This is a genomic window from Methanolacinia petrolearia DSM 11571 (assembly GCF_000147875.1).
Taxonomy (GTDB): domain Archaea; phylum Halobacteriota; class Methanomicrobia; order Methanomicrobiales; family Methanomicrobiaceae; genus Methanolacinia; species Methanolacinia petrolearia.
This window is the reverse complement of sequence record NC_014507.1, coordinates 2724473-2748305: the sequence shown is the minus strand read 5'-3', so window position 1 is coordinate 2748305 and position 23833 is coordinate 2724473. Positions and strand designations below refer to the sequence as shown.

Sequence of the window (23833 nt, the reverse complement as noted above, 5' to 3'; positions counted from 1 at the left end):
TACCCCATAGTAATTGACATGGTTTTTGTCCGGATTGTTTCGGACTCTCACGACCAAAGGAGGATTTGATAAAATGAAGAATATAAGAATGACCCTGATAGCAGCCCTTATTGTCGTATTTGCGGTTGTTATCTGTTCACCAGCTTCCGCAGTGCTTCTTGAGGAAAAGTATATGGGCTCGATCTCGAAACTCGAACCCTCATATGACAGGATTATAGTCAATGTAGCCTCCGTATACGAGGGTGGCGAATGGATAACTTATGGAAAGAGCAGCCTTAAAAATAATTTTGTAACCGGAACTACCTCAAACCCTTCGGTTTTCAAAGACTTAAGTCAGGGTGACTCGGTTGAAGTCACTATAATGGGCGGACCCGGAGGGGAATGGATTACCATCGGAAAGATAGGCTCTACAGGTCTGACGACCAAACCGATTATTGCCTGTTACGGTGACCCGACAAGGCTGGTATCTCCGTTCTATAAGAATTATGAAATTTCCTATATAGCCGAATCCGATTGCGAGCTATGTGAAGGAACCATCTGTGAGGCCTCGGGTGCATCGGTTACAGTTAAAAGGGACGGTTTGGAAGTCGAATCGGCGGATATGTACCCCGGGACCACCCATGTATTCGGGTGGGATAACGCGACTCTGCAGTACATCCCGCTGATTACCTTTGTTTCAGGTGAAGGTGAATCATCGCAATGCAGTTCATCTGATGTGATTATGGCCGGACCGCAGGCTGTCTCAGACTTTACAATCTATATCACCCAGAGAAGCACGATTATTCTGAATGAAGTGGAAACCCTTGAAACCGAAGGCCTGACGGAGGAACCGACCAGCATGGTGACCGCAGTGACAACGCCTGCAACGACCGTCCAGACCGATTACCAGACACCTGCTTCAACGACGGCGGCAACTCCGGCAACACCTGGATTTACAACTGTTTGTGCGTTTTCTGCAATTTTCGGAGTATTCTGCCTGGTTTCAGCAAGACTGCGCAGATAAAAAATCCTAATTTTTATTTCCAGATTATATTCCACGATGTCCCGGAAGATCCTGATATGAGACTGACATCTCCTTTTAGCTGGAGCCTGACGATATTGTTTATTACCTTGATCCCGAGAGTATGCGATTTTGATTGATCGAAGTCTTCCGGAAGACCGATACCATTGTCCGAGATCACCATATTGAATCGGCCATTTTCATCCTTGTGCAGTTTAAGTGATATATTCCCTGATTTACGGTTCCTGAATGCATATTTTACAGAGTTGGTGATTATCTCATTAACTATGAGGCTTGCAGGAATTGCCTGTCTGATATCCATTTTGCAGCCGCCTGTATCGATTGAATATCTGATTGTCGAATCTTCGGCGCACGTTGTAAGAATACTCCCGATCAGGTTTTTAAAATGATCTCCGGCATCGATCTCTGATATATTTTCCGAGAGGTATATTGATTCATGCACGGCAGCGAGTGAATAAATCCTGTTTTCAGCGTCTGCAATCGCCTCTATACACTCCTCATCGTCCATAAGCGTCTTTTGCATCGAAAGGAATCCTATTATAATTGCAAGGTTGTTCTTCACCCTGTGGTGGACCTCCTGCAGCAGGATCGTCTTCTCTTCAAGTGATCGCCTGAGGTCCTCTTTTACCTTCTTCAGGTTCGAGATGTCCTGTGAGATTGTAATTATTCCTGAAAATTCTTCTTCGGAGAAGACTGCCATTGTGTTGACGAGAGTCACATATTCTTTCCCGTTCTCCAGCGGAATAGTGAATGTCTTTGAGACAGGCTGGTGGGATGAAATAGTTTCGAGATCCATTTTGTTGATCTCATCTGCGCATTCAGCCGGCAGGACATCATAGACTGTTTTACCGATGAAATCCTCCTTCTTAAGATACAGGCTGTTCAGGAGGGGGGTATTGCACATCGTATGCCTGAGATCGTGATCTTTGTACATAAAAGGTATCGGAATGGTCTCGATAAGCGATTCGAGAAATTTTGCCTGTGCCGTCAGTTTATTCTCCGTCTCCTTTCTCAGGGATATATCCCTGGCCGTTATTATGAAAACGGGTTTTTTGTCAAAGAATGAACTTCTTATTTTCATCTCTACGGGACACGAAGGCCTGTTTTTTCTTTTGTGTCCTGTTTCAATGACAAAGATCCCCTCGGCATTGATCTTTTTTGTATCGTCAGTTTCATTTCCGGTATTCCTGAGGGAAGGAACGGTGCCGCTGATCAGGGTAGAGACAGGTTTTCCGATAAGTTCTTCTTTTTTATATCCCGTGTTTTTAAATGTGGTTTCATTGCATTCTATTATCTCTCCTATCTCGCCGTCCGCTGTACAGCTGGTGATATAGGTGGTGTCCGAGAGATTGTTGAAAAGATCCGAATATCTCTTTTTTTCGTTTTTGAATCCTTCGGAGATGAATGAAACCACGGTGCCTATCATTATGAAAATAACCGCTCTTCCCATGGCATATATTATCTCGATCCCGGAGAACCCTGTCAGCAGTGCAGCCATCAGGACGTATCCTGCCGAGAGAATAACGGCGGCTGCAACTCCCCGCTTCGGATAAAAAAAGGCGCAGAGAATTATCGGGACGTCCATAAGGTGAGGGGTTACGGTTGTATAACCGAAAGAATAGAAGACCGCAATTAAGATGAATGCCGTTAAAAGCGATGCTGCAATAAGGAAGTCTTTCTTGTCATTAAGGCCCGAAACGAATGATGAAGAGTTCCATGAATACCCTTTTCCTGCCATAGGTATAAAACACCCCGATCCCCCCGCCCGGTTATAAATAAACAGGAGGTTATTGCTAAAAACTAATATTTATTTGTTGTTCCCCCGGAGACCATCCGGGAAAATCATCCGTTGTTATGGATACCCCTTATGGATCAAAACTCTCTTTTTGAATTAGATTAATGAATGACGGGATACAATTATAAATTCATAATATGTACAGACCGAATCTCAGGCCGGGAGAAGAACTCGTCAAAATATCTCCCGGAGTAAATGTTAAAAATGTCCCTTTTGACGCATTTTTAACCAGCAAAAGAATAATTTTCGTAAAAAAAACCGATTCAATACAGGAGAGAAAGGAGCTCGTTTTTCCCCTGAATCTTGTCAAAGATTACCAGCCCTCCTCCGATGAATCGGGAACACCTGCCATAAAATTTTCAATAGAAAAACCCTCGGGCGAGGTAGGCGACCTCATCCTCAAATTTATTCAGGCAGGTGACTACAGGTACGCAGAAAGGGACGACTGGGTTGAAGATTTGAAATCCATGTCCCGCGGTATGGTTCCCCGGAATTCGGCAGGCGGGCAAAACCAGTTCTCAGGAGGTATGCCCCCTAAAACAGAGCCTTCTGCGCCGCCGGCGCATAACCGGGACGCCGATCTGTTCAGCATGGGTTCAGAGAATCCGTATGCTCCTCCCTCCCCTGAATTTTCCCAGCCTCCTGCTGAAGACAGCTATTATGGACAGCAGGATTTCCGCAGCCAGGCGCGTCAGGGAATTCCGCCAGAAGAAAGGCACCAGATGCAGCAGGGTTTTTCCCAGCCTCCGGCCTCTCCGCAGTCTTCTTATCGCCAGGGGCCGTCTTCAGGTGATGAAAAACCGATCTTCTGCCGTTTTTGCGGTGCGAAAGTTCCTTCCGGGTCAGCATTCTGCCCCTCCTGCGGGGGAAAAGTTGAGCAGCAGGCAATGCATCAGCAGTCTTTCTCCGGGGCTCCTCCCCAGAGACAACAGGCAGATCGCCAGCAGTTTTCACCTCCACCTGCACCGCAGCAGCAGAATTTTGGAGACAGGGGATTTGTAAGTCCTCCTCCGCCACCTACATCCGGTCACAGCGGATATGGGCAGCAGCCCGGATATCCTCCCCGCGACGGTGGAATATCCCTTGCAGATGATCGTGCCTACGGGTACGGACAGGGAGGCGCGATGTCCCCGAAGGGACAGAAATCCATGATGAAGGAGCAGGCGAAGGCGGATAAGGCCCGTATGAAAGAACAGGCCAGAGCCGAGAAAGAACGGCAGAAGGCAATGAAAAGGGCACAAAAGGGCAGAGGTTATAATGATCCCTACGGCTATAAGGAGAGCAGGATGCCCGAGCCGAAGATCATCATAATTGCCGTTGCAGTTATCGCTGTAATAGCGGTTGCCGGTTTTGCATTTTCCAGCGGAATGTTCAGCGGCAACGGCGGCAGCAGCGGGGTGTCAGGCGGAGGAAACTCTCAGTCTTCCTCATCTTCAGGCACAAGTCAGCTTGCAGGCGTCAGCACCGGCACTACAAATACATCTGAGACGTACGGGAACTGGTACTTCAGCGTATTTTATCCAGGAGAATGGTCCGGCACCTATACCGTTAACGGCGGAACTACTACAATAACGGATGAATCGGGGGAGAGCGTGATTTACGGAACTCTGCCGGATAAAGAACTCGGATCATTCAGTGGAACTGTATCGATATCGGCCAGCATACTTGATAGTGGAGCCGGCGGTACGCTTTCAATTTATTTGTACAATGATAAAGGCGTGGAAGTTGATAGTGCACAGACGTCGGGTAGCGGTACTGCAGTACTGACTTATCCGTAGTCCGGGGCGGTTGGAAAAGATGTATATACTAATACTGCTCCGTCATGGCGAGAGCACATGGAACAGGGAAAACCGTTTCACCGGATGGACCGATGTCGATCTGTCGGAAAAAGGGCTTGATGAGGCCCATAATGCCGGAAAACTGCTTAGGGCCGGGGGGTATACGTTCGATGTTGCGTATACCTCGGTTCTCAAAAGGGCGATCCGGACATTATGGATAACTCTTGACGAGATGGACCTGATGTGGATTCCCGTTTCGCGATCATGGAGGCTCAACGAGCGTCATTACGGGGCCCTGCAGGGGCTTAATAAATCGGAGACCGCGGCAAAATACGGGGACGAACAGGTTTTTATCTGGCGGAGAAGTTATGATATCCCTCCGCCTGCTCTCGACGAGGAGGATGAGAGAAACCCAAAAAAAGATCCCAGGTACGGAGATCTCAGGCCAGAGGAATATCCCCTTACGGAATGCCTGAAGGATACTGTTGCGAGATTTCTTCCTTACTGGAACGAAGAGATTGCTCCTGCGATTAAATCCGGTAAAAGAGTCCTTATAGCGGCACACGGAAACAGCCTTCGTGCACTAGTCAAGCATCTCGATAATATCGCGGACGATGAGATTCCCAAGCTGAATATACCAACTGCAGTTCCCCTTGTCTATGAACTTGATGAAAACCTCAGACCTATACGCCATTATTATCTTGGCGACCAGGCAGAGATTGAAGCCGCAATAAAATCTGTAGAAAAGCAGGGCAAATCAAAATAATTATTTTTGAAAATTCTATCTTCCTCCTAAGAGGGGGATTTTAATTTTTATTCAGACCTAAAATTTCCATAATCAGGCGAAGCCATTCTCCGAAGAAATTTTGGAATCGCATTGATTCATTCCTTATGAATTCGGTTCCCGGATTATCCAGCATTTTGGTTACATTTCCTGAATCTGCCAGGATATTTAATCCGGTCGTTTCGTTTTTATTGTTATTCGTATTTTCAGTATTATTTACCCAAACCTCATTTCCTGCTGCTTTTCTTTCAACCGTGATATAGTCTTCTTTTGTCACCGTAAAGGACTCCCCGTCGATGTCAGTTACAGTAAGGGAGACGTTGTAGATTCCCGGCTTCCTGAATGTGTGTACCGGATTTGCCACAGTCGATGTTCCGTCTTCAAAGTCCCAGTGATATGATTTTACCTCTATATTTGCAGGAATTCTGCTTGTGAATTTCGCGATAAACGGAATCTCGCCGCTTGTCTCCTCTGCTTTAAAAGATGCCGTAATGCCGCTTGTAGCTATAATAAAATTTGTCCTCGTGGAGGTATTTGTCCTGGAATAATCAGATGTCACCTTTAGAGTGACCGTATAATTGCCCGGCTGCGAATATTCATGCAACGGGTTTTGTTCTTCAGATGATGTTCCGTCTCCGAAGTCCCAGTTCCAGTTCGTGATCTTCCCATAGGATATAGTCGAACTGTCGGCGAACTGAACACTTAACGGTGGTTTTCCTGATTTTTGATCAGCTGTAAAAAGTGCAACAGGGGAGGGATAATTCACAACAATCTCTTTTGTGTACTCGTCGGTGTTGCCGTTGATGCCAGTTACCGTAAGTAGGACCCAGTAAGTGCCGGGTTCGGTAAAGTTATGATTCGGATTCTGTAATGCTATCTTCGGCGATTTATCGCCGAAATCCCAGCGCGAGTCATGTACCCCTAAAGTGAGATCGGTAAAATTCACCTGCAGCGGGGCTTCTCCGCTGGATACGGATGTAGCAAAACTTGCCTCAAGATCAGGCTCTTTCATAATAATATTCAGCGTCCTTGATTCGGTTACCCCTGTATCGAAGGTAGTGGTTAGCTTTACTGTATATGTATCTGCTACCGGGAAGGAATAAACCGGATTTTGCGAAGTATTGTCTATGATCCCGTCGGAATTAAAATCCCATTCCCATAAAGTGACAGTTCCGGAACCGACCTCTCCGTAGAAATAGACCTTGAGGTAATCACCCTTGTCTCCCTGTTTATACGTAAATGTCGTTGTCAACGCCGATGCATGTGTAATCAGGGTTAAAAAGATCGCAATTATCAGGATTATTCCCAAATAAACAGACCTTTCGGAGATCTACGCACCCCCGAAGAAAGTAAATCCTGTCTCTCCCTGCCCTGTAAAAAATAAGAACAGCATTATTATGACCAGGACCGGAACCATTGCTGCTATTGCAGCACTTCTCCCATCAAGATTGTATGTCTCCCTCGCTCCTGTGAACTGGAGGAAGAATGCCCATAACGGAGCTATCAAAAGCCCGAAAAGAGGGATAATACCTGCAATGGCAAAGGGACACATCGAATAGGCTGAAATTCTCAGGTCATCCCGGATATCCTCTGCATTGCCGGTTATAAGGAGCCCGAGATGAAGCAGGAATCCGTTTAAAACTGCATATATTATTCCGACGATTATAATCTCGATGACAAAGAAGATCATGGCCCCGGAGTCTTCAAGCGCAGTTATTTCCGGATATGCTGTGCTGTCGAGTGATCCAGCGTATAGCTGGAATATTATGCCCGTCAGAAATCCGAATACCGCAAGCGACAGGACAAGAACGGGGAGGGCTTCGAGCGGGTCCTGGTCTTTCGTCATCCTGAACGTTTCAGTCGGAGCCCTGATAAATCCTATAAGTCTCCCGAGAATCGAATCGTCCGGTGAATATGAACTTCTCTCCCCGAGTCCTAAGGGGTCGCCGCGTGAGGCTTTTTTGCTGCTCTTTTTCCTGGAAGGCTTTTTGCGTCTGGGAGGACGCGCCTTTTTTGTCCTTCCCGGTTGCCTTGCTGCAGGCTGTGCGGAGAAAAAGTCGTCGTCATCACCGTAGTCTGCATCGATGATCCCTCCTTCAAAGTCCTGTTTGGATCCTGTTTCATAACCGGTTTCGCTTTCAGAGCCGCTACCGACAGGTGCACCGCACGAAAGGCAGAATTTAGCTCCGGGAGGGACCTGCCCGCCGCACCGCGGGCAGAATGCGCTGCCACCCGGGGGTTTAGCTGAAAATCTCTGGTTTTCTGGTGGGAATTGAGGCCCTGGTGCCCGGGAACCAAGACCGGGAATATGGGATACACTTCCTCCTGTTGAGATTATATCGTTGATAGCCCCAGCCCACGTGTCTCTTTCCTGCCACCTGTTTCCGTTATGCCAGTGGGAGAATGCGAGTCTCATTGTCCTTATGTCGCCGTTGGGAGATCCGACATTCAGAACGATTACCGGCTCATTCTGGACATTCTTTGTTATCTCGACGTTCCTGACGGATTTCAGCGATATTGATGACGGTTTGTTGGGGTGGTTGGGATCGGTCAGGGAGATCTCTTTTGATGTAAGTTCTATCGTGAATTCCTGTGATTTGACGATGACGTTATGAGCCTGGAGGAGAACTCCGCCCGGGACCGTCGCACCATGCGTAGGCGGTCTTTCAGGTGGCATTTGGGAATACATGCTTCCCCCCTGCTGGTAATCGGGATATTCGGGCTGGGGAGTTTCAGGGAGTGTTGCCGGTACATATTCGGAGATCATCCCTTCAAGTTCTTTTTTCAGGTAATCTCTCTCCATATTCCGCATTCCGGAGAAGTCCTGCGAAAAAGTTATGGTCATCTTTTTTTGTGAACCGTCCGGTGTTTTTACTGAGAGAATCAGGGTCGGTTCATCGGATACGGTCTGACCTGTTCTTATAGAACTGATTACGGGAAGCGGGATCTCTATCGGTGTCGATTTATTTGTATTATCCTCTGAAAGAAAGAGCCTCCTGTTTGTGAGATAGAGCCTGAACTCTATATTTCTTATCTCTATATTTGGAATTTCGAAGAGCAGTTTTTCATTATTTCCTAATACCGGAGCAGGCGTTGCAATCACCTATATTCTTGTTTTGAAATATATGTTCTGTAATATAGAAATGATTTGCCCATAATCTCACATCATGCCGGGTTCAAAACCTGAAAAGAATTAAACGAATTAAAGGCAACCATTCTCTATGAATGGTCGTGTGAAAGTCTGTATAAAGGCGATGTTTGCCCTAATCATCGCTTTTTCCTTTTGCCAGTCCGTATCTGCCGTGGGGGGAGATGTCGGATGGTACGATATCCACTGCAATGTGGACGGTGCAAGCGTCTATTTTGACGGGGAATATAAAGGCCAGATTCATTCCGGGGTTCTGTCGGTAGGTGTCTATACCACGGCAACACCTTATGAAACTGTCTCGGTCCGGATGGACGGATATTATACCGCCTCCACTTCGCTTCCTGCAACACCTTCTGCGGGTGAAACGACGAACGTATATGTGACACTTAATCCGAAGCCGACAGATACTGAGTCCGAATATGGATCAATATATGTATCAACGAGTCCTTCCGGTGCAAGAATCCACTTAAACGATCAGTACCAGGGATTATCACCTATAACCCTGAGCGGTCTTAGGGCCGGATCGTACTCGATCGATGCGGAGATGGACGGTTACGAGACATCCGAGACAACGGTTTATGTAACTGCAGGATCTACAAAGAACGTTTACCTGACGCTTGTTTCACCCGGTTCCGTCTCCGTCGAGTCGAGTCCGGGCGATGCATATGTTTATGTCAACGGCAATCTTGTCGGGAAGACTCCTTATGTGGTTACCGGCCTTTCGAGCGGAGACCATGAGTTCATGGTTACTATGAACGGATATTACAACTGGAAGAAAACCGTTAATGTAGTTGAAGGGGAGCAGATCTCGCTATATGCGGTTTTGCAGTCGATAGACCAGACCCAGGAGATTCTTGTGACCTCAAACCCGTCAGGAGCAAAGATCTATCTCGACGGCGTGTACCAGGGAGAGACTATGGAGAATCAGGCATTTCCGATTACGGGTGTTTCGGTCGGGATACATTCGTTGGTGCTTCAGCTCGACGGGTATCCTGATTACAGCACAAGCGTCTCGATTGTCTCTGGCGGGAACCCTGTTGAGATCGATGCAGAAATGAGCAAAACTCCATCGAGATCGACAGGATCGATATATATTACTTCGACTCCGTCGGGCGCCACGATCTATCTTGATGATATCTATATGAGTGCGCAGACACCGTATACACTGACAGGAGTCACTGCGGGGGAGCATACCGTTACCCTCAGGCTTAGCGGCTATAATGACGGGATGTCAAAAATCACAGTGACTGCAGGGGAGACGGCCCAGCTTACCATCGGTCTGTCATCTTCCTCGGGGGGAACGACTGAACCGACGCCGACAACTTCGACTCCCGGTTTTACACTTCTGACGGCAGTGACTGCACTTGGAGCAGTTCTTGTCGTCTTTGTCTCCAAAAAGAGATAATATAACCTTTTTTAGTATTCGATCTCGTTCACTTTGCTGTTGTAGATATATCTCCTGACACCGGCGACGTCATAGGGATGTTCGATGACGTAATTGTAGACCTCAATATTTCTGCTGATTAAATCTTCGTATTCATAGTAATCATCTACCAGGTTTATGTACCTTGTATGGTCTTTCTGCCATTCCGAGTCTGAGTCGTAGCTCTTTGCCCCGTTGAGGTCAGATTCGAGACTTTTTATCTCGTCATACAGTCTGTTTAACTCGGACTGGAAGAAGAGTATCCTGTTGGCAATCTTTGTAAGGCTCTCGGTGATGTACGAGACATAGTTGTATCTTTCAAAGGTCTTGTTCCCGTCGCCGATCGGTATTACGACGGCGTATGCATCCTCGTAATACCCCGGATACTGCCCGATGTAGCTTAAATCGGTCGATTCTATGAAAACGTATTTTCTGCCGTCCTCTGATTTAAACTGCCTGAAGGAGGTATCGCCGCTTGTTATGATCCTGATTCCTGCGGTTGCATGGTGATATTCCGGGAATATAATGAGGGCCGTATCATATCCTTCGCGGGCCAGCAACCCGATAAGAAGCATGCTCTTTTCATCGCAGTCCCCTTTCATGTCGTAGACCACTTCCACCGGAAATCTCGGTGATTCCGCTTCAGAATCATATGGGATCTGCTGGACGAAGGTCATCAGGAATTCAAGGTATTCCTCGTCGGAAAACCCTTCGGCTATCTTTATGTGCCTGATCTTTTTGAGGATGTCCGTGTAGAATCCTTCAATGGCATCGCCCTCGAAAAAAGACCTGTAATATTCCGATACCTTCTCCGTCTCTTTCCAGAGCGTTCCCTCGGTTATCGATTTATCTGCACTTTTTGCGCCGTAATATACCGAGAGGTTGGCAGGAAGAACCAGTTCGTATTCCGATTTTTCAAATTTTACATTGAAGGTCCGATCTTCATACGGGTCTCCTGAGATCTCTGCCGGGACGATCTCAGGAAGATGGTTTGCAGGGGTTGCAGATTCCGTTATTTTAACACTTGAAGCGTTAACGCTTTCGTTTAAAAAAGGTGTTTCGCCGGCCGGGGTTTCATTCACCGGCTCTCCGGTGCTCAGGCATCCGGAAGAAGCAATAACTGCTACGCATATCAGGATCTGCAGCATGGCAAACAGGGTACACCCCCTGGCTGAGATCCTTAAATCCATGGATAAAGATCTATCTGTCTGAAATTATCTTTTTTGGATGAGGGATTTCCGGGTCTCTGGCAGACTCGATCCCAAGCCGGTCTAAGTCTCTGCGGTGATTTTTGCTGTCCGATTATGGAAAGGAGGGTTTTTGGATTTTTATAAAAATCCGAACAATCCTAATATTTTTGTAATCAAAGAGCAAATCTTCTTTGGATTTATGGAAGAGTCTGAGCGTGAGGATTACCTTGAAGCGATAATTATGCATTCTGCAGAGGGGCATGGAGCCGGGGCTCTCCACTTATTATCAGGAGTACTGGACAGATCCGAGGATCAAATCGCGGCCGACCTCGCTGATCTTGAAGAGAGCGGTGATCTGAAGATCGGCAGCGACGGTTCGGTCACCCTTACCGAAAAGGGCAGGGCGACAGGCGAATCCGTCCTGAAAAAACACAGGGTTCTTGAATGCTTTTTTACTGAAATGCTGGGAATGGATGCGGAAACCGCTTCGAAGGAGGCATGCGAGATGGAGCATTCAGCCTCCGAATATACCATAGATAAGATCGGAAACCTTCTCTCCGGCAGCGGCATAAGATGCAGGGGAAGAAGACATGGTATGGGATTTATAGAACGGCACTCTCAGGGGAAATTGTGCAATTTAAATGTCCTTGATGATTTTGACGAGGGGGATTATCTGAAGGTTTTAGGTATGAGGCATGGACCCGGGGGAGGGCGGCGTCTCATCGATCTCGGGATGATCCCAGGTGAGGAGATAAAGATCATCAGGAGACTTCCGGGCAGATCCGTCCTCGTGCTGGTAAAGGACAGCGAGGTTGCAATAAGCCAGGAGATTGCAGGACGAGTAATTGTTAAAAAAATTCCCGGCGAAGAGTGTCAATGAAGTTCGCGCTGATTGGAAACCCAAACGTGGGCAAATCTCTTATATTCAACCAGTTGACCGGAATAGGCGTCGAAATATCAAACTTTCCCGGAACAACCATCGATATGCTCTCCGGGAATGTCTGTTACCAGAGGGAGAGGCTCGAACTCATCGACTTTCCCGGAATATATTCGCTAGAAGGAAAAACCGAGGAAGAGGAGCAGGTCAGATCCTACCTTCGGACGAACAATATCGACGCACTCATAGTCGTTCTTGATGCAACCAAACTTGAGAGAAACTTGTATCTTCTCATTCAGGCTTCAGAATACAAAATTCCGCTGATAGTGGTCGTAAATATAGCAGATGAAGCGGAAAAACAGGGCAAAATAATAGATTATGAGAAACTTTCATCAATTCTCGGCTGCAGGGTAATTCCTACAGTTGCACTTGAGGGAAAAAATATAGACCTCATAATTCCTGCAGCGATGCAGGATGCCGCCGTTATAGATCTTCACGTGCCCTACGGAAAGCATATAGAAGCCGGGGTCCGCAGTCTCGTAAAGCTTACCGGCTGCAGCAGAATGGATGCATTTCTGGCTCTTCAGGGAATCGGCGAGGATAAGGAGCTCATGGAGGCCGCCGGGACCATAGCCTCCGAGATTGAGGAGGATCACCAGATGTCCCCTCACCAGATAATTGCGACGAACCGCCACAACGAGGCTGCACGGATTGCATCCGAGGTTACCGAAAAGAGGGGGGACGGCTCAAAGAGGCCGTCTTTCGATATAGACAGCCTTCTTACAAGGGTTATTCCCGGTGTACCAATACTTATCGCAATTCTTTTCGTCACGCTTCTTGCAGTGTTTATTATCGGTTCATTTCTCGAAGAGCTGATAGTCGAATTCTTTGATACGTGGATTATCGCTCCGATGTATACGCTGGGGCTGTCTCCGTTCTGGGAGAAGATGGTGTTTTCCCTCCTTATTGCTATAGAGGCAGGTCTCGGCATTGCATTTCCGTTTGTCTTTACCTTCTATATCCTTGTATCAATACTCGAGGATTCGGGTTATATGACACGCGGCGCCTTCCTTGCCGACAGGGCGATGCACAGGATCGGGATGCACGGTCAGGCCCTTATTCCGCTGATCCTCGGCTTCGGGTGCAATGTCCCTGCGATAATGAGTATCCGCCAGCTTTCAAAAAGGGAGAGGGTGATCGCCTCCTTCCTGATAACTATGGTCCCGTGCTCTGCAAGGACCGTGATAATTGCCGGTATTGTTGCGGTTTTCGTGGGAATAACCGCTGCATTTTCGATATACCTACTTGTCTTCCTTCTGATAATACTGACGGGCTTCGTCCTGACACGGTTCACTCCGGGGGAGCAGTACGGGATGATACTTGAGATGGCTCCTCTGAGAAAACCTCGTGCAGACCAGACGGTCAGGAGGGCGTGGCTTCACATGAAGGAGTTTTTATTCATTGCAATGCCGCTCCTGCTTGTAAGCAGCGTATTCCTCGGGATGCTCGACTTCTTCGGCATCCTGGCGGAATTCCAGAAAATCTTCGCACCTTTCATGGAGCAGGTGCTCGGTCTTCCAGATTATGCATCTACCTCGCTCATATTCGGGATTTTTAGGAAGGAGATGGCCTTCGAGACCCTTGCGGTTCTTGCCGGCACTGCCGATCTCGGGGCGGTTATGGCTGCATCCCAGCTCTATATATTTGCTGTTGTAAGCGTTCTCTTTGTCCCGTGCGTATCCACGATTGCAGTCCTGTACAGGGAGATGGGGCTGAAGATTGCAGCAATGGTTTCATTCTACACCCTTTGTCTCGGAATGGTCTGCGGTGCAATTTTGAATTTTGTATTCAATATACTGTAAGATAACGGGGAGGATCTGTCTTTGACTGAAAAGAGGTGTCTGAATACAGGGAAGAAGTGTATCCGCGTAATCGGCTGCGGGAACCTGCTGATGGGTAACGATTCAGCAGGCCTTCGTGTACTGGATATCCTTGAAAAGTCCTGCTCCGGGCTGGAATTAATTGAAGGGGGAACCGGCGGCATCGGTCTTCTTCCCCTTATCGAAGGGGCAGATCTCGTGATTATTGCCGATGCAATGACCGGAATCTGCAAAAATCCCGGAGATATTCGTATATTTGCCGAAACCCCTCCCTACAAACCTTCCCGGATGTCTTTTCAGGATATCGGTGTGGCCGAGGTTATCGATATTGCCCGCGAACTGAATCCCGGAACCGAAATTATTGCGGTAGGTATTGAAGCGGGAACGATTGCAGAATATTCAGATAAGATCGATCCCGGGGTCATGGAAGGCGTCAGAAATGCATCGATACTGATTATGGATGTTGTAGATGAGAAAGACAATTGAATAAAATTTCTTATTGGTACCATTGGGGCTATATTTATTTCCCTATTTATCAATGATTTTCGAAGAACGTTCGTAGTGACTAAACTATAAGATTCCTTTTTAAAAGAAACTTCATAGATCTTTTTATGCAACTGCCAAGAGGCAGGTTTGATCGTTTTGTTCCGGAAGGAACAATTTCGGGGATTGTTAAGGAATTGGGGGAGGCCGGATATTCGGGGAGATGTTCGGGGACCGTTGAAGAATCGGTTGTTGAGATTGTTTTTGATAACGGGACCATCATCCTCGCAGAATATTCTCCCGATATCGGAGCGGACGCTTTAAATAAGCTCAATTCTAACCCTGGCGGTATTTTATCAGCTGAATTATCGTTTTACAATCCTTCCGAGCTTAAACTGGCGAGTGAGTTCAATCCTAAGTGCATTGTGACGAAAGAGGTGCCTGTGACTGTTTTTCCCGGAACACAGGAGAAGAGGAGATCTGTTGAGAGGGTTGCTGAAAAAAAAGCCAGAGAACCAGAACCTGAAGTGGAAGAGACAGCCGATGCGGGAAACAGCTGTGAAATATTCATAGACGAATCGGAGATTGAGTCAATAGTCACCAATTTCCGTTCCGGTGCCAGGGATCTCCTGAAGAGAATAAATCTCGATCACCTCATTATAAATGACAAATCCGGGGAGGATGAAGATGATAAGCATTGACATTGATCCGGCAGCGTATATTTTGGTGTTCGCTGCTGTTGTGATAGTAATCCTGCTTTTAATCCTGATATTCATAATCAGGCAGCAGATTTACATCAAAAAACTTTATGAGAAGATGGGCTCCGCAATGGCTGAATCCGTTTCTGCCCGGCATGAGCAGGAGGATATCTCACTGCAGCCGGCGGAAGAGGAGCTCCTTTCATATGACGAGTATTCAGCCGGAGAGACTGCCACAGAACCTGACGAGGAGGCTGTCCGGAGACAGAGGGAGGAGGAGAGACGGCATCTTGAAGAGGAGAGGGGGAAAGACCCTGCCGAATATTATACGGCCGATGCAATCCGCGACAACCTTCTTGCGCTCTTTGATCGCTATAAGCTCAAATCGTTTACAATGTCGACATCGGACGGGCTTGTAATCAGTTCAACCGATCCCGACCCGGAGGAGGAGGCAGCCAGGTACAGCTACCTGCACCAGCAGGGAAAGCAACCGGAAGTGCCGAATGTCAAACTAATTGGAGTTCCCTACAAGGGGGGGACGGTTGTCGGCATAGTAAAGGCAGAAGATGAGCTTACAGAAAAGGAGCTTGAATTCATAGAGCGTGATATCAGGTTCATTTTAAGAAAATCTGTCTGATTCGTCAGGAATCAGTTTGTGGATTGTTTAGATGGGGTAAGAAAATATGACAATAGTTTTTACTATTGCATCGGGCAAGGGAGGAACCGGGAAGACCACTGTTACGTCAAATCTCGGTTCGATGCTTGCGTATTATAAAAAAAGGACATACATCCTCGATGCCGATGTGGGTATGGCCAACCTGGGCCTCGTCCTGGGTCTTGAGAAAATGCCGGTATCGCTTCATGAGGTTCTGGCAGGAAAGGCGGATGTCCACGATGCAATTTATGAGGGGCCTTTCGGAGTAAACGTCATTCCAAGCGGTCTGTCGCTAGAGGGATTTAAGGATGCGAATCCCGACAGGCTGAGGGATGTTATGAACGAGATCGTCGATGAGTGCGATGTACTGATTATCGATGCTCCCGCTGGGATAAACCACGACGGGATCGTGCCCCTCGCTGTAGCCGACGAGGTTATCCTTGTGGTAATTCCCGATATATCCTCGATCTTGGATGCTCTTAAGACCAAGATGCTTACCGAGATGATCGGGGGAAAGATCAGGGGTGCGATCCTGAACCGTGTAAATTCCGAGGATGACGATATGACAAAGGAGCAGATCGAAAAGATGCTCGGAGTGAAGGTCATCGCGATGATCCCCGAGGATGCCAATGTCAGGCGTGCCTCGGCCTCCAGGGCTCCCGTTGTTCTTAAATATCCTTCCTCTGGTGCTTCAAAGGCGTTCCGGAAGCTGGCGAGAGATATTGCAGGTATTAAAGAAACTGAAACCGATAAAGCGGTGGAATCCAAGAAGAAAGAAAAATTCGTGGAACGCCTTGCACGCGCCCTGTTCCCGGGGGTCAGATGAAGATGGAGTTATATGAAATGATGATAATCGGACAGCTTGTGGTGAACGTTATTTTTATCCTCGTAATCATCCTGATGAAGGTTCGCATCAACATGCTGTCCCGTGAAGTGAAGGAACTGAAATGGAACGTGGAATTCTCCAACAGCGATGTTGATCTGCTTGCGGATGCGATTCGCGGCCTTGGGGGTATTAAGTTCTAATTGAAATTTTAGGGTTTTTGGTGTTGGTGAAATTATGATCGAAATTAAGGTTGACGAGGCATCCTGTGTCGGGTGCGGTCTTTGCGTCAAGGACTGTCCCATGAAGGTCTTCGAACTTAAGGAGGAGCGTAGCGTTCCGGTGAGGCCGCAGGATTGCATGGGCTGTCTTTCATGCCATGAGATATGTCCGGCACAGGCGCTTGAGCACAGTGGGATATATCCTGCAAAGAGGCATTATATCGATATCCGCGTATGCGAGATGCTGAACCGGGTGATCTGATGGCCGCAAGTTATGTAGACGAACTGCATGAAAGGTTCAGCACCGACATAAGCTACAAGTCGGAGGATGTCCCGCTGAACTGCGTGCCTCCCGTAAAGGAATTGGAGGCTACCCTTCATGGGGTTATGAAGCTCAACGGGCTTGTTATACGCTCTCTTGAAGAGATTGCAGGAAGGGGGGCGAATGCGGTGACCTTCAGGGCCGGGAAGAAGTTCGGCCATGAGGTTGCGAAGTATTTCCAGAAGAGAGAAGATATCGAGGATGCACTCCATGAACTCTCCGACCTGCTCCAGGGGCAGTACTCTTTTGAGGTATGGAAACCGGCGGACAGCGATACGTTCCTCATAGAAGAGGGGGGGGAGAGGTTCATCTATCTCGTGTTTCACGACTGCATCGTTCGCCAGACATTGCGGAGAAACGGGCAGGGGCAGGCCGGCCCGCTCTGCCAGACCCTCTGCGGGTATGTCGTCGGGGCGATCGAGGAGATTACCGGAAAGCGTGCAAAGCTGGAGATCAAGCATACAGGCCCTAATGCCTGCCTGAAAAAACTGATTCTTAAGTGAGGTGCAGGGAATGAAGATAGCAATAGAGGAACTTGCCGGGTGCTCCGGCTGCACGATTGCCGTTTTAGACCTGCACGAGATGCTTCTCGATGTCGTCGAAAAGGCCGAGATCGTCTATTCGCCCGTAATCATGGATGTTAAGGAGCCTCCCGAGGGAATAGATATTGCGTTTGTAACGGGTGCGGTAAGGAACGAGGAGAACCGTGAGCGCCTGAAGATGATCAGGAAGAGATCGAAGGTCCTTGTGGCTCTTGGGACCTGTGCATGCTACGGCGGTGTGTCCGGTCTGTCCATGCTGAGCAGCAACGCTGAGATCTTCAACAAGGTTTACCGTAATGGTGCGACGGTCGGTGAAGACGGGAAGATCCCCTCGGGTGTTCCCCCGTTTACATACAGGGCATTTGCGGTGGGGGATCTTGCAATGATGGACTATTACATAACCGGCTGCCCGCCGAAAGAGAACTTTTTGAGGGAGATTATTCCTGCCCTGATTGCAGGTGACAGCCTTGATCTTTCAAGAAAGTCGGTGTGCTCGGAATGCGACAGGAAGATGGGATCTGTTGAAGGCTGGAAGCTTAAGCGCCGTTATGAAGGCGTGCCCGACAGAGAGCACTGCCTTCTCGGCCAGGGCTACCTCTGCCTCGGGCCGGTGACATTCGGGAGATGCGGCGCCTCATGCCCGAAGAACAACGTGCCATGCCACGGGTGCAACGGGCCTTCGCTGGATATACTGAGGGAGCCGTGCCGCGATCTATACAATATGATGGTCAGGAGGATCTCCGATCTCACCGATCACAAGGAGAAGGAGATCGAGGAGGAGCTGTACGATGTTGCCCATACGATGTACCCGTTCACCATCGGGAGCCTGATCATGGAGGACAAGGAGAATTCCAAGATCCGCGACCTTGTAAAGGAGAGAAGCCTATGAAGGAGATCACGATAAACCCCGTTACGAGGATCGAGGGCCATGCGAGGGTTAAGATAAATCTCGACGATTCCGGGAATGTCGATAACGCCCATTTTGAGGTAGTCGAACTCAGGGGATTTGAAAAGTTCATGATCGGTGCCGCAGTCGAGGAGGCGCCGAGGATAACACCGCGAATATGCGGTATCTGCCCGACGGCTCACCACATTGCAGCAGCCAAAGCCTGCGATGAGATCTTCGGGGCTGCTCCTCCGGCAACGGGAAAAAAACTGCGTGAACTTCTCATGGTCGGACAGTTCATTCATTCGCACTCGCTTCACTTCTTTATGCTTGCGGCCCCGGACTTCCTGATCGGCCATGATGCACCTGCAGCCGAGAGAAGCGTCCTGGGTCTTGTCAAAAAAGCCCCAGATATCGCGAAAAAAGCGATCGAAGTCCGGAAGTTCGGACAGAGGATGACGGAGGCGATCGGCGGCAAGCCGATTCATCCCTCGACATGCATACCCGGCGGAGTATCGCATCCCCTTGCGGAGTCGAAGAGGCTGGAACTTCTTGAGATGAGCAAAAAGTCTCTTGAAACGGCGAGGGAGGGATGGAGTATTGCCAGGACGATCCTCGACCAGACCGATCTTTCGTTCGGTGCCGTTGATACCGCCTTTATGGGTATGTCAGATAACGGCAGGTTTTCGGCATATAAAGGCGAAGTGAACGTCGTAGGAAAGGACGGGAGCCCTGTCTCAGCTTTTTCAGGTGCCGATTATCTCAACCTGATCGAGGAATACTCAGAGGACTGGTCATATCTCAAATTTTCAAGGCTTAAGGGTGGTGATTACTATCGCGTCGGGCCGCTTGCTAGGCTGAATATTGTAAAAGAGATGGGCACGCCCGAGGCGGATGCGGCGCTCACTGAGTACAGGAGCACCTTCGGCGAGTTTACGCAGACGACGCTTGCCTACAATATGGCAAGGTACATAGAATTTCTGTCATGCTGCGAGAAGGCGGTTGAATATCTCTCGGATCCATCCATATGCGGTGGAGATGTAAGAACACCCGTCTCCGGCGTTTCCAAGTTGCGGGGTGTGGGAATTGTCGAGGCGCCCCGCGGGACGTTAATCCACGATTATTCGGTTGACGAGGAGGGTTTCATCACCGACTGCAACCTGATTGTCGCGACCTGCCAGAACAACTTCGGCATGGACAGGGGTGTTGAGGATGTCGCGAGAAAGGTGGTGTCCGGCGGTTCTCTCTCCGAGAGTGCCGCGAACCGCATCGAGATGGTTATAAGGGCGTATGATCCCTGCATCTCCTGCGCCACGCATGCAATAGGACAGATGCCCGTGGATATTGAGCTTGTAAGGAGAAAACCCGAAAGATAATGAGTTGAAAAGGAGACAGATGATATATGCTTAAACAGATACTCAGCGAATTTCTGAAACTTGACGGTGTGTCAGCCGCCGTTGTTGCGGGAAGGGACGGCTTTGTGATTGAGAGTGCCGTCTCGGGAGACGTCGATATAGATGCTCTCGGGGCGATGGCCTCCACCGGTCTTGGTACATCGGAGGCGATGGGCAGGGAGCTTGGAAAAAATGAGATGAACCAGATAATTATCGAGCTCGATGAAGGGCCGATCCTGATCTCCCCTCTTTCCGAGGACGAACTGATCGCAATTGTCGCCCAGAAGGATGTGAACGTGGGCAGGATCAGGTACGAGCTCAAGAAAAATCGCGAAAGGATCATTGCAGCCTTATGAATGCATCTCTGCCGGCCGGGGAACATGTGGGCTGCATGGAGGTTTCACTGGACAAACTCTTTGAGCTCAGCCCGGATTTTACAGGCTGCATTGTAATCGAATATAATAATTCCAGGGGGTTCGTTCTCGCCGATGCAGGTACTCCTGTTGCTGCCGGATATGCCGCAGGGGATCTTAAACTTTCAGGCATGGAGGCATACGAAAACCTCCTGAAAAAAGAATCCCTGGACTGCGTACTGAAAAAATATACTGATGATGAAATCGACGAGGCAAAGATTATTGTCAGGGAGTCATTCAGCTTCGATATATCTGAGTTAAAGGGAAGAGAGGCTTCTCCCGGAGATTCTTCCGACGAGATTCTCTCGGAAAAGACTCTTCAAAACGTTCTTAAACAACCGGGAGTGAAGGCGGTCTCCCTTTTCTTTGAAGGATTCGCCCTTCATTCGGCAGGAGATGCGGATTTCGAGCAGGTCGCTGCATTGTCCGAGGATCTTGTCAGGTCCGCGAACCAGATCACCGCAGATCTCGGTATGGACTCCGCAACCCAGCTCATTCTCGAGACCCCTCAGGGGAAGCTGATCATATCACCGGTAGGCGATCTCTTCATCTGCATCCTTGCAGAGACCGACTGCCAGCTCGGCCTGATAAGGCTTGTAATCCAGTCGATTAAGCACGATCTCGGGGAAGTCTGAAGATTTTCCTTTAGATTTTATATCTTCTTTTAAGGGGGCGTAAGCCCCTGACGGGGCAGCCCGGGCGCAAATTTCTGCGAAATTTGCTTAATGATGATAATCCGGCCTGGACGCTCCCCATCCGGGGAGCCTCGGCCGGGAAATATTTCTTATTGTTCTCTGAAAGTCTATTACGATCTTCCCAAACCGGGTTCTCTCCCGGCCGAAGGCCGGGCTATCGCCATAGCGCAAAGCCCTGAGGTCAGGGCGTGTTCGCGAAGCGGACTTGCGCAAGGGTTGTCTGTTGGATATATTTTTTTAATTCAGCTCTTGTAAATCCCCTTCAAAAAAAATTCACTATCCTTATATCCCTCAAATATCAACATACCATCCGGGCAGGAATTCATTATTCCTGCATTCTGGTGAGTGGTTTGATGAAAAAATATCCGTTTATAATTATGATGCTCGTTCTGGGGGTACTGGTTTCTTTTTCCGGGTGCACGGGCACGGACGGCGATAGCGTTTCGTCCGGAAACGATACGAAAACACAGAACGAAATGGATGCAGTCGCAGAGGATCTCGTTATATCGATCAACGGGGGATTAGAGGAGATAGATTCGGGACTTTCCAACAATTCGGAAGTTCTTTCAAAGACAGGCCTAATGGGGGAAGAGGCCGGGGCAGCCCTGTCTGAGAACCTCCTGAATTTTCCGTGGGCGATCTATTCGCTCGTGATAACTAGTGAGGGCATTGTCGTGACCGCGGTGCCAGGTAATTATGAGGAGATCGTAGGAACTGATCTAAGCTGGCAGGAGCAGGTGCAGAAGGTCAACAGCGAAGAGGTTCCGGTTGTCAGCGATGTCTTCACTATGGCCGAAGGCTTCACGGGAATTTCACAGAGCTACCCGGTATTTTCGGATTCCGGCGAATATCTCGGATACACTGATATGACCTACAAGCCGGAAACATTCCTCGGCAGGCAGATTGAGCCGGTCATCGAAGGGACGCCTTATGATGTGTGGGTTGCACAGACAGACGGGACTTTGATCTATGATACGAAGAGCGAAGAGATCGGCAACAATCTCTTCTCTGATTCCATGTACAGCGACGCCTCCCTTCAGGAGGTGCTGACACGCATCGCAGGGGAGGAATCCGGTACGGCTGAATATGTTTTCTCGGACAGGACATGGAGCCGCAATGTAACAAAGACTGCCATCTGGAGAACAGCAGGTATAAACGGAGCCGAATGGAGGGTAGTCGTTACTTATTCGGGTGATAATGCAGGAGAAGAAGAAAACGTTTCTTCCCCGGCAGCGGCGGGTTCAACCGACTCCCGCTATGATAATCTTACGACCTTCGTAGACAATGCCGCAGTTTACGCAAAAGAAAACGGGAAAGAGGCCGCATTGAAGGAGTTCAATGATGTAAACGGTTCTTTCATAGACGGCGAACTATACGTCTTTGCGTATGAGATGAACGGAACAGTAATTGCACTGCCGTACCAGCAGGAACTGCTCGGCGCGGCCCGCACCGGGATTTCCGATTCGAACGGCGTTGAATTCATCAATGGTCTGATCGACGCCGCTTCGGACGGCGGCGGTTCGATCTATTACATCTACCCGAACCCTGAAGACAACTTCCAGAAGGAGTTCAAGCTCTCGTATGTGGTGCCCGTAGATGACGACTGGTTTGTGGGATCGGGAATCTATCTCCCTGAAATCCCGGCAGAGTTCAATATTTCGGAGAAGGACGAACTTGTAAAAAGGGTGAAGAACGCACGTGACTATGCACAGGAGAACGGGAAGGAAAAGGCCGTTTCCGACTTCAACGACCTTAACGGAACCTTCGCAGACGGCGGGAAATACATATTTGCATATGATTACGAGGGAAACACCCTTGCACTTCCGTATCAGCCCGAATATATCGGGATAAACAGGCTCGATCTGCTGGATACATACGGAGTTAAGATTCTCGGATGGGAGTCGTCCGCTGCAAAAAGCGGCGGCGGGTTCGTATATGTACAGTATTTCGATCCGGACACCGGTGAGGCCCGGCTGAAGCTCTGCTATGTTTCACCGGTTGATGATGAGTGGTTTGTCGGCTCTGGCATTTATACCGAAAGACTCTGATCCACCGGAATTTATTTTTTTCAGTTTCTGGTCTTTTGGATTGGAACGGGGGTATGTGAAGTAAACTTCATATGAAATAAACTTCACACAATATACTATGATTAAAGACTATACTCCGGCGGCATGGGGTGCGACGATTCTTGGTATTGTACTCATGGCCGTATCCAAATCCTCTGTATTCGACAGCAGCCAGATTAACGGCCTGTGTATCGGGGTCGGTGCGGCTCTCGCCGTGCTGGGTGTCGGGCATCTGGCCGGAAAGTACGTGACAAAGGCTGTTGTAACACCTGAAATTGAGAAGATCTCACTCAGGGAAGAGAACGACGAAAGGAACATCCGTATCAGGGAGAGAGCCGGGTGGAATGCGTCCCGCATTATGGTCTATTTACTATGTTTTCTCGCACTCGCATCGGCACTTATGAACCTGGAGCTGTATATCACGATTTTATTTGTATCAATGATTATTATCGAGTCATCACTCGTGGCAGGTTCACTGATCTATTATGAAAAGAGGATGTGAATGGACAATCGCATTAAAGAGCTCAGGAATGAGAGGGGGGTGACACAGCAGGAGCTTGCAGAAAAAGTGGATGTCTCCTCCCGCACTATAATCTCTCTTGAGAAAGGACAATATAACCCGTCCGTCCTCCTGGCTCATAAACTGGCGGTATTTTTTAACTGCGCCATTGAGGAGGTCTTCATATTCGGTAAAGAGGACGGAATCCGGGGCGATGCAGATAATTCTGAACAATGAAGA

Annotated in this window: 24 protein-coding genes; 20 read left to right on the top strand and 4 right to left on the bottom strand. The window is 48.6% G+C overall.

All coding sequences use genetic code 11. From position 1 onward, the window contains the following. Positions 1–73 precede the first annotated feature (73 nt). Positions 74–1003, top strand: coding sequence for a hypothetical protein (locus MPET_RS13810; protein ID WP_013330652.1), 930 nt, complete (start codon positions 74–76; stop codon positions 1001–1003). Between the two features lie 13 nt (positions 1004–1016). Here MPET_RS13810 and MPET_RS13805 read toward each other — a convergent pair whose 3' ends face one another. After that, positions 1017–2759 carry a histidine kinase dimerization/phosphoacceptor domain -containing protein gene (locus MPET_RS13805; protein WP_013330651.1) on the bottom strand — a complete coding sequence of 581 codons (1743 nt, stop codon included), beginning with the start codon at positions 2757–2759 and terminating at the stop codon, positions 1017–1019. 194 nt (positions 2760–2953) lie between these two features. Between MPET_RS13805 and MPET_RS13800 the strand changes: the two genes are divergently transcribed. Further along, on the top strand, positions 2954–4594 hold the full coding sequence (locus tag MPET_RS13800; protein WP_013330650.1) for a hypothetical protein: 1641 nt from the start codon (positions 2954–2956) through the stop codon (positions 4592–4594). A gap of 19 nt (positions 4595–4613) precedes the next feature. Next, on the top strand, positions 4614–5360 hold the full coding sequence (gene gpmA, locus MPET_RS13795; protein ID WP_013330649.1) for a 2,3-diphosphoglycerate-dependent phosphoglycerate mutase: 747 nt from the start codon (positions 4614–4616) through the stop codon (positions 5358–5360). A 40-nt stretch (positions 5361–5400) separates the two neighbouring features. Here the strand turns inward: gpmA and MPET_RS13790 are convergent, their stop codons facing one another. Next, positions 5401–6687 (bottom strand): PKD domain-containing protein, encoded by a 1287-nt coding sequence (locus MPET_RS13790; protein ID WP_013330648.1) that lies wholly within the window; start codon positions 6685–6687, stop codon positions 5401–5403. A 21-nt stretch (positions 6688–6708) separates the two neighbouring features. Next, a complete protein-coding gene (locus MPET_RS13785) occupies positions 6709–8481 on the bottom strand; it encodes a YIP1 family protein (RefSeq protein ID WP_013330647.1) in 1773 nt (590 codons plus the stop codon). 118 nt (positions 8482–8599) lie between these two features. Between MPET_RS13785 and MPET_RS13780 the strand changes: the two genes are divergently transcribed. Continuing rightward, positions 8600–9931, top strand: a complete 1332-nt coding sequence (locus MPET_RS13780; RefSeq protein WP_013330646.1) for a PEGA domain-containing protein — start codon at positions 8600–8602, stop codon at positions 9929–9931. 11 nt (positions 9932–9942) lie between these two features. On the opposite strand, the gene MPET_RS13775 is transcribed toward MPET_RS13780, so the two are convergent. Next, positions 9943–11139 carry a hypothetical protein gene (locus tag MPET_RS13775; RefSeq protein ID WP_013330645.1) on the bottom strand — a complete coding sequence of 399 codons (1197 nt, stop codon included), beginning with the start codon at positions 11137–11139 and terminating at the stop codon, positions 9943–9945. 199 nt (positions 11140–11338) lie between these two features. On the opposite strand from MPET_RS13775, the gene MPET_RS13770 reads away from it, so the two are divergent. The 16 genes from MPET_RS13770 to MPET_RS13695 all read left to right on the top strand — a co-directional run bounded on the left by MPET_RS13770 (position 11339) and on the right by MPET_RS13695 (position 23830). Then, a complete protein-coding gene (locus MPET_RS13770; protein ID WP_148222245.1) occupies positions 11339–12019 on the top strand; it encodes a metal-dependent transcriptional regulator in 681 nt (226 codons plus the stop codon). After that, complete coding sequence (gene feoB, locus MPET_RS13765; RefSeq protein WP_013330643.1) at positions 12016–13878, top strand: ferrous iron transport protein B; 1863 nt, start codon at positions 12016–12018, stop codon at positions 13876–13878. The genes MPET_RS13770 and feoB overlap by 4 nt, the downstream gene beginning before the upstream one ends. A gap of 21 nt (positions 13879–13899) precedes the next feature. Beyond that, complete coding sequence (locus MPET_RS13760; RefSeq protein WP_013330642.1) at positions 13900–14382, top strand: hydrogenase maturation protease; 483 nt, start codon at positions 13900–13902, stop codon at positions 14380–14382. Positions 14383–14507: 125 nt separating this feature from the next. Beyond that, positions 14508–15080, top strand: a complete 573-nt coding sequence (locus MPET_RS13755) for a hypothetical protein (protein WP_013330641.1) — start codon at positions 14508–14510, stop codon at positions 15078–15080. Further along, positions 15067–15714 carry a hypothetical protein gene (locus MPET_RS14720; RefSeq protein ID WP_013330640.1) on the top strand — a complete coding sequence of 216 codons (648 nt, stop codon included), beginning with the start codon at positions 15067–15069 and terminating at the stop codon, positions 15712–15714. The genes MPET_RS13755 and MPET_RS14720 overlap by 14 nt, the downstream gene beginning before the upstream one ends. A 46-nt stretch (positions 15715–15760) precedes the next feature. Further along, positions 15761–16558, top strand: coding sequence for a cell division ATPase MinD (gene minD, locus MPET_RS13745; protein ID WP_013330639.1), 798 nt, complete (start codon positions 15761–15763; stop codon positions 16556–16558). After that, complete coding sequence (locus MPET_RS13740; protein ID WP_013330638.1) at positions 16555–16758, top strand: hypothetical protein; 204 nt, start codon at positions 16555–16557, stop codon at positions 16756–16758. Before minD ends, MPET_RS13740 begins: the two co-directional genes overlap by 4 nt. A 34-nt stretch (positions 16759–16792) precedes the next feature. Continuing rightward, positions 16793–17038, top strand: coding sequence for a 4Fe-4S dicluster domain-containing protein (locus MPET_RS13735; protein WP_013330637.1), 246 nt, complete (start codon positions 16793–16795; stop codon positions 17036–17038). Beyond that, entirely contained in the window at positions 17038–17601 is a 564-nt protein-coding gene (locus MPET_RS13730; RefSeq protein ID WP_013330636.1) for a hypothetical protein, read from the top strand. Before MPET_RS13735 ends, MPET_RS13730 begins: the two co-directional genes overlap by 1 nt. 10 nt (positions 17602–17611) lie before the next feature. Further along, complete coding sequence (locus MPET_RS13725; protein ID WP_013330635.1) at positions 17612–18529, top strand: NADH-quinone oxidoreductase subunit B family protein; 918 nt, start codon at positions 17612–17614, stop codon at positions 18527–18529. Beyond that, positions 18526–19902 (top strand): Ni/Fe hydrogenase subunit alpha, encoded by a 1377-nt coding sequence (locus MPET_RS13720; protein WP_013330634.1) that lies wholly within the window; start codon positions 18526–18528, stop codon positions 19900–19902. Before MPET_RS13725 ends, MPET_RS13720 begins: the two co-directional genes overlap by 4 nt. A gap of 26 nt (positions 19903–19928) precedes the next feature. Next, positions 19929–20276: a roadblock/LC7 domain-containing protein gene (locus MPET_RS13715; RefSeq protein WP_013330633.1), complete on the top strand. Its 348-nt coding sequence runs from the start codon at positions 19929–19931 to the stop codon at positions 20274–20276. Beyond that, positions 20273–20968 (top strand): roadblock/LC7 domain-containing protein, encoded by a 696-nt coding sequence (locus MPET_RS13710; protein WP_013330632.1) that lies wholly within the window; start codon positions 20273–20275, stop codon positions 20966–20968. Before MPET_RS13715 ends, MPET_RS13710 begins: the two co-directional genes overlap by 4 nt. Before the next feature lie 413 nt (positions 20969–21381). Continuing rightward, positions 21382–23076 carry a cache domain-containing protein gene (locus MPET_RS13705; RefSeq protein WP_013330631.1) on the top strand — a complete coding sequence of 565 codons (1695 nt, stop codon included), beginning with the start codon at positions 21382–21384 and terminating at the stop codon, positions 23074–23076. A 97-nt stretch (positions 23077–23173) separates the two neighbouring features. Further along, positions 23174–23596 carry a hypothetical protein gene (locus MPET_RS13700; RefSeq protein ID WP_013330630.1) on the top strand — a complete coding sequence of 141 codons (423 nt, stop codon included), beginning with the start codon at positions 23174–23176 and terminating at the stop codon, positions 23594–23596. Beyond that, complete coding sequence (locus tag MPET_RS13695; RefSeq protein WP_013330629.1) at positions 23597–23830, top strand: helix-turn-helix transcriptional regulator; 234 nt, start codon at positions 23597–23599, stop codon at positions 23828–23830. Positions 23831–23833: the final 3 nt, after the last annotated feature.

Bases quoted from the DNA above. Each gene is read 5' to 3' on its own strand.
- MPET_RS13800 (WP_013330650.1), top strand. From the start codon at position 2,954: ATGTACAGACCGAATCTCAGGCCGGGAGAAGAACTCGTCAAAATATCT.
- MPET_RS13725 (WP_013330635.1), top strand. From the start codon at position 17,612: ATGAAGATAGCAATAGAGGAACTTGCCGGGTGCTCCGGCTGCACGATT.
- MPET_RS13770 (WP_148222245.1), top strand. From the start codon at position 11,339: ATGGAAGAGTCTGAGCGTGAGGATTACCTTGAAGCGATAATTATGCAT.
- MPET_RS13740 (WP_013330638.1), top strand. From the start codon at position 16,555: ATGAAGATGGAGTTATATGAAATGATGATAATCGGACAGCTTGTGGTG.
- MPET_RS13695 (WP_013330629.1), top strand. From the start codon at position 23,597: ATGGACAATCGCATTAAAGAGCTCAGGAATGAGAGGGGGGTGACACAG.
- MPET_RS13720 (WP_013330634.1), top strand. From the start codon at position 18,526: ATGAAGGAGATCACGATAAACCCCGTTACGAGGATCGAGGGCCATGCG.
- MPET_RS13715 (WP_013330633.1), top strand. From the start codon at position 19,929: ATGCTTAAACAGATACTCAGCGAATTTCTGAAACTTGACGGTGTGTCA.
- MPET_RS13775 (WP_013330645.1), bottom strand. From the start codon at position 11,139: ATGGATTTAAGGATCTCAGCCAGGGGGTGTACCCTGTTTGCCATGCTG.
- MPET_RS13735 (WP_013330637.1), top strand. From the start codon at position 16,793: ATGATCGAAATTAAGGTTGACGAGGCATCCTGTGTCGGGTGCGGTCTT.
- MPET_RS13705 (WP_013330631.1), top strand. From the start codon at position 21,382: ATGAAAAAATATCCGTTTATAATTATGATGCTCGTTCTGGGGGTACTG.
- MPET_RS13780 (WP_013330646.1), top strand. From the start codon at position 8,600: ATGAATGGTCGTGTGAAAGTCTGTATAAAGGCGATGTTTGCCCTAATC.
- minD (WP_013330639.1), top strand. From the start codon at position 15,761: ATGACAATAGTTTTTACTATTGCATCGGGCAAGGGAGGAACCGGGAAG.
- MPET_RS13805 (WP_013330651.1), bottom strand. From the start codon at position 2,759: ATGGCAGGAAAAGGGTATTCATGGAACTCTTCATCATTCGTTTCGGGC.
- MPET_RS13810 (WP_013330652.1), top strand. From the start codon at position 74: ATGAAGAATATAAGAATGACCCTGATAGCAGCCCTTATTGTCGTATTT.
- feoB (WP_013330643.1), top strand. From the start codon at position 12,016: ATGAAGTTCGCGCTGATTGGAAACCCAAACGTGGGCAAATCTCTTATA.
- MPET_RS13710 (WP_013330632.1), top strand. From the start codon at position 20,273: ATGAATGCATCTCTGCCGGCCGGGGAACATGTGGGCTGCATGGAGGTT.
- MPET_RS14720 (WP_013330640.1), top strand. From the start codon at position 15,067: ATGATAAGCATTGACATTGATCCGGCAGCGTATATTTTGGTGTTCGCT.
- MPET_RS13700 (WP_013330630.1), top strand. From the start codon at position 23,174: ATGATTAAAGACTATACTCCGGCGGCATGGGGTGCGACGATTCTTGGT.
- MPET_RS13755 (WP_013330641.1), top strand. From the start codon at position 14,508: ATGCAACTGCCAAGAGGCAGGTTTGATCGTTTTGTTCCGGAAGGAACA.
- MPET_RS13730 (WP_013330636.1), top strand. From the start codon at position 17,038: ATGGCCGCAAGTTATGTAGACGAACTGCATGAAAGGTTCAGCACCGAC.
- gpmA (WP_013330649.1), top strand. From the start codon at position 4,614: ATGTATATACTAATACTGCTCCGTCATGGCGAGAGCACATGGAACAGG.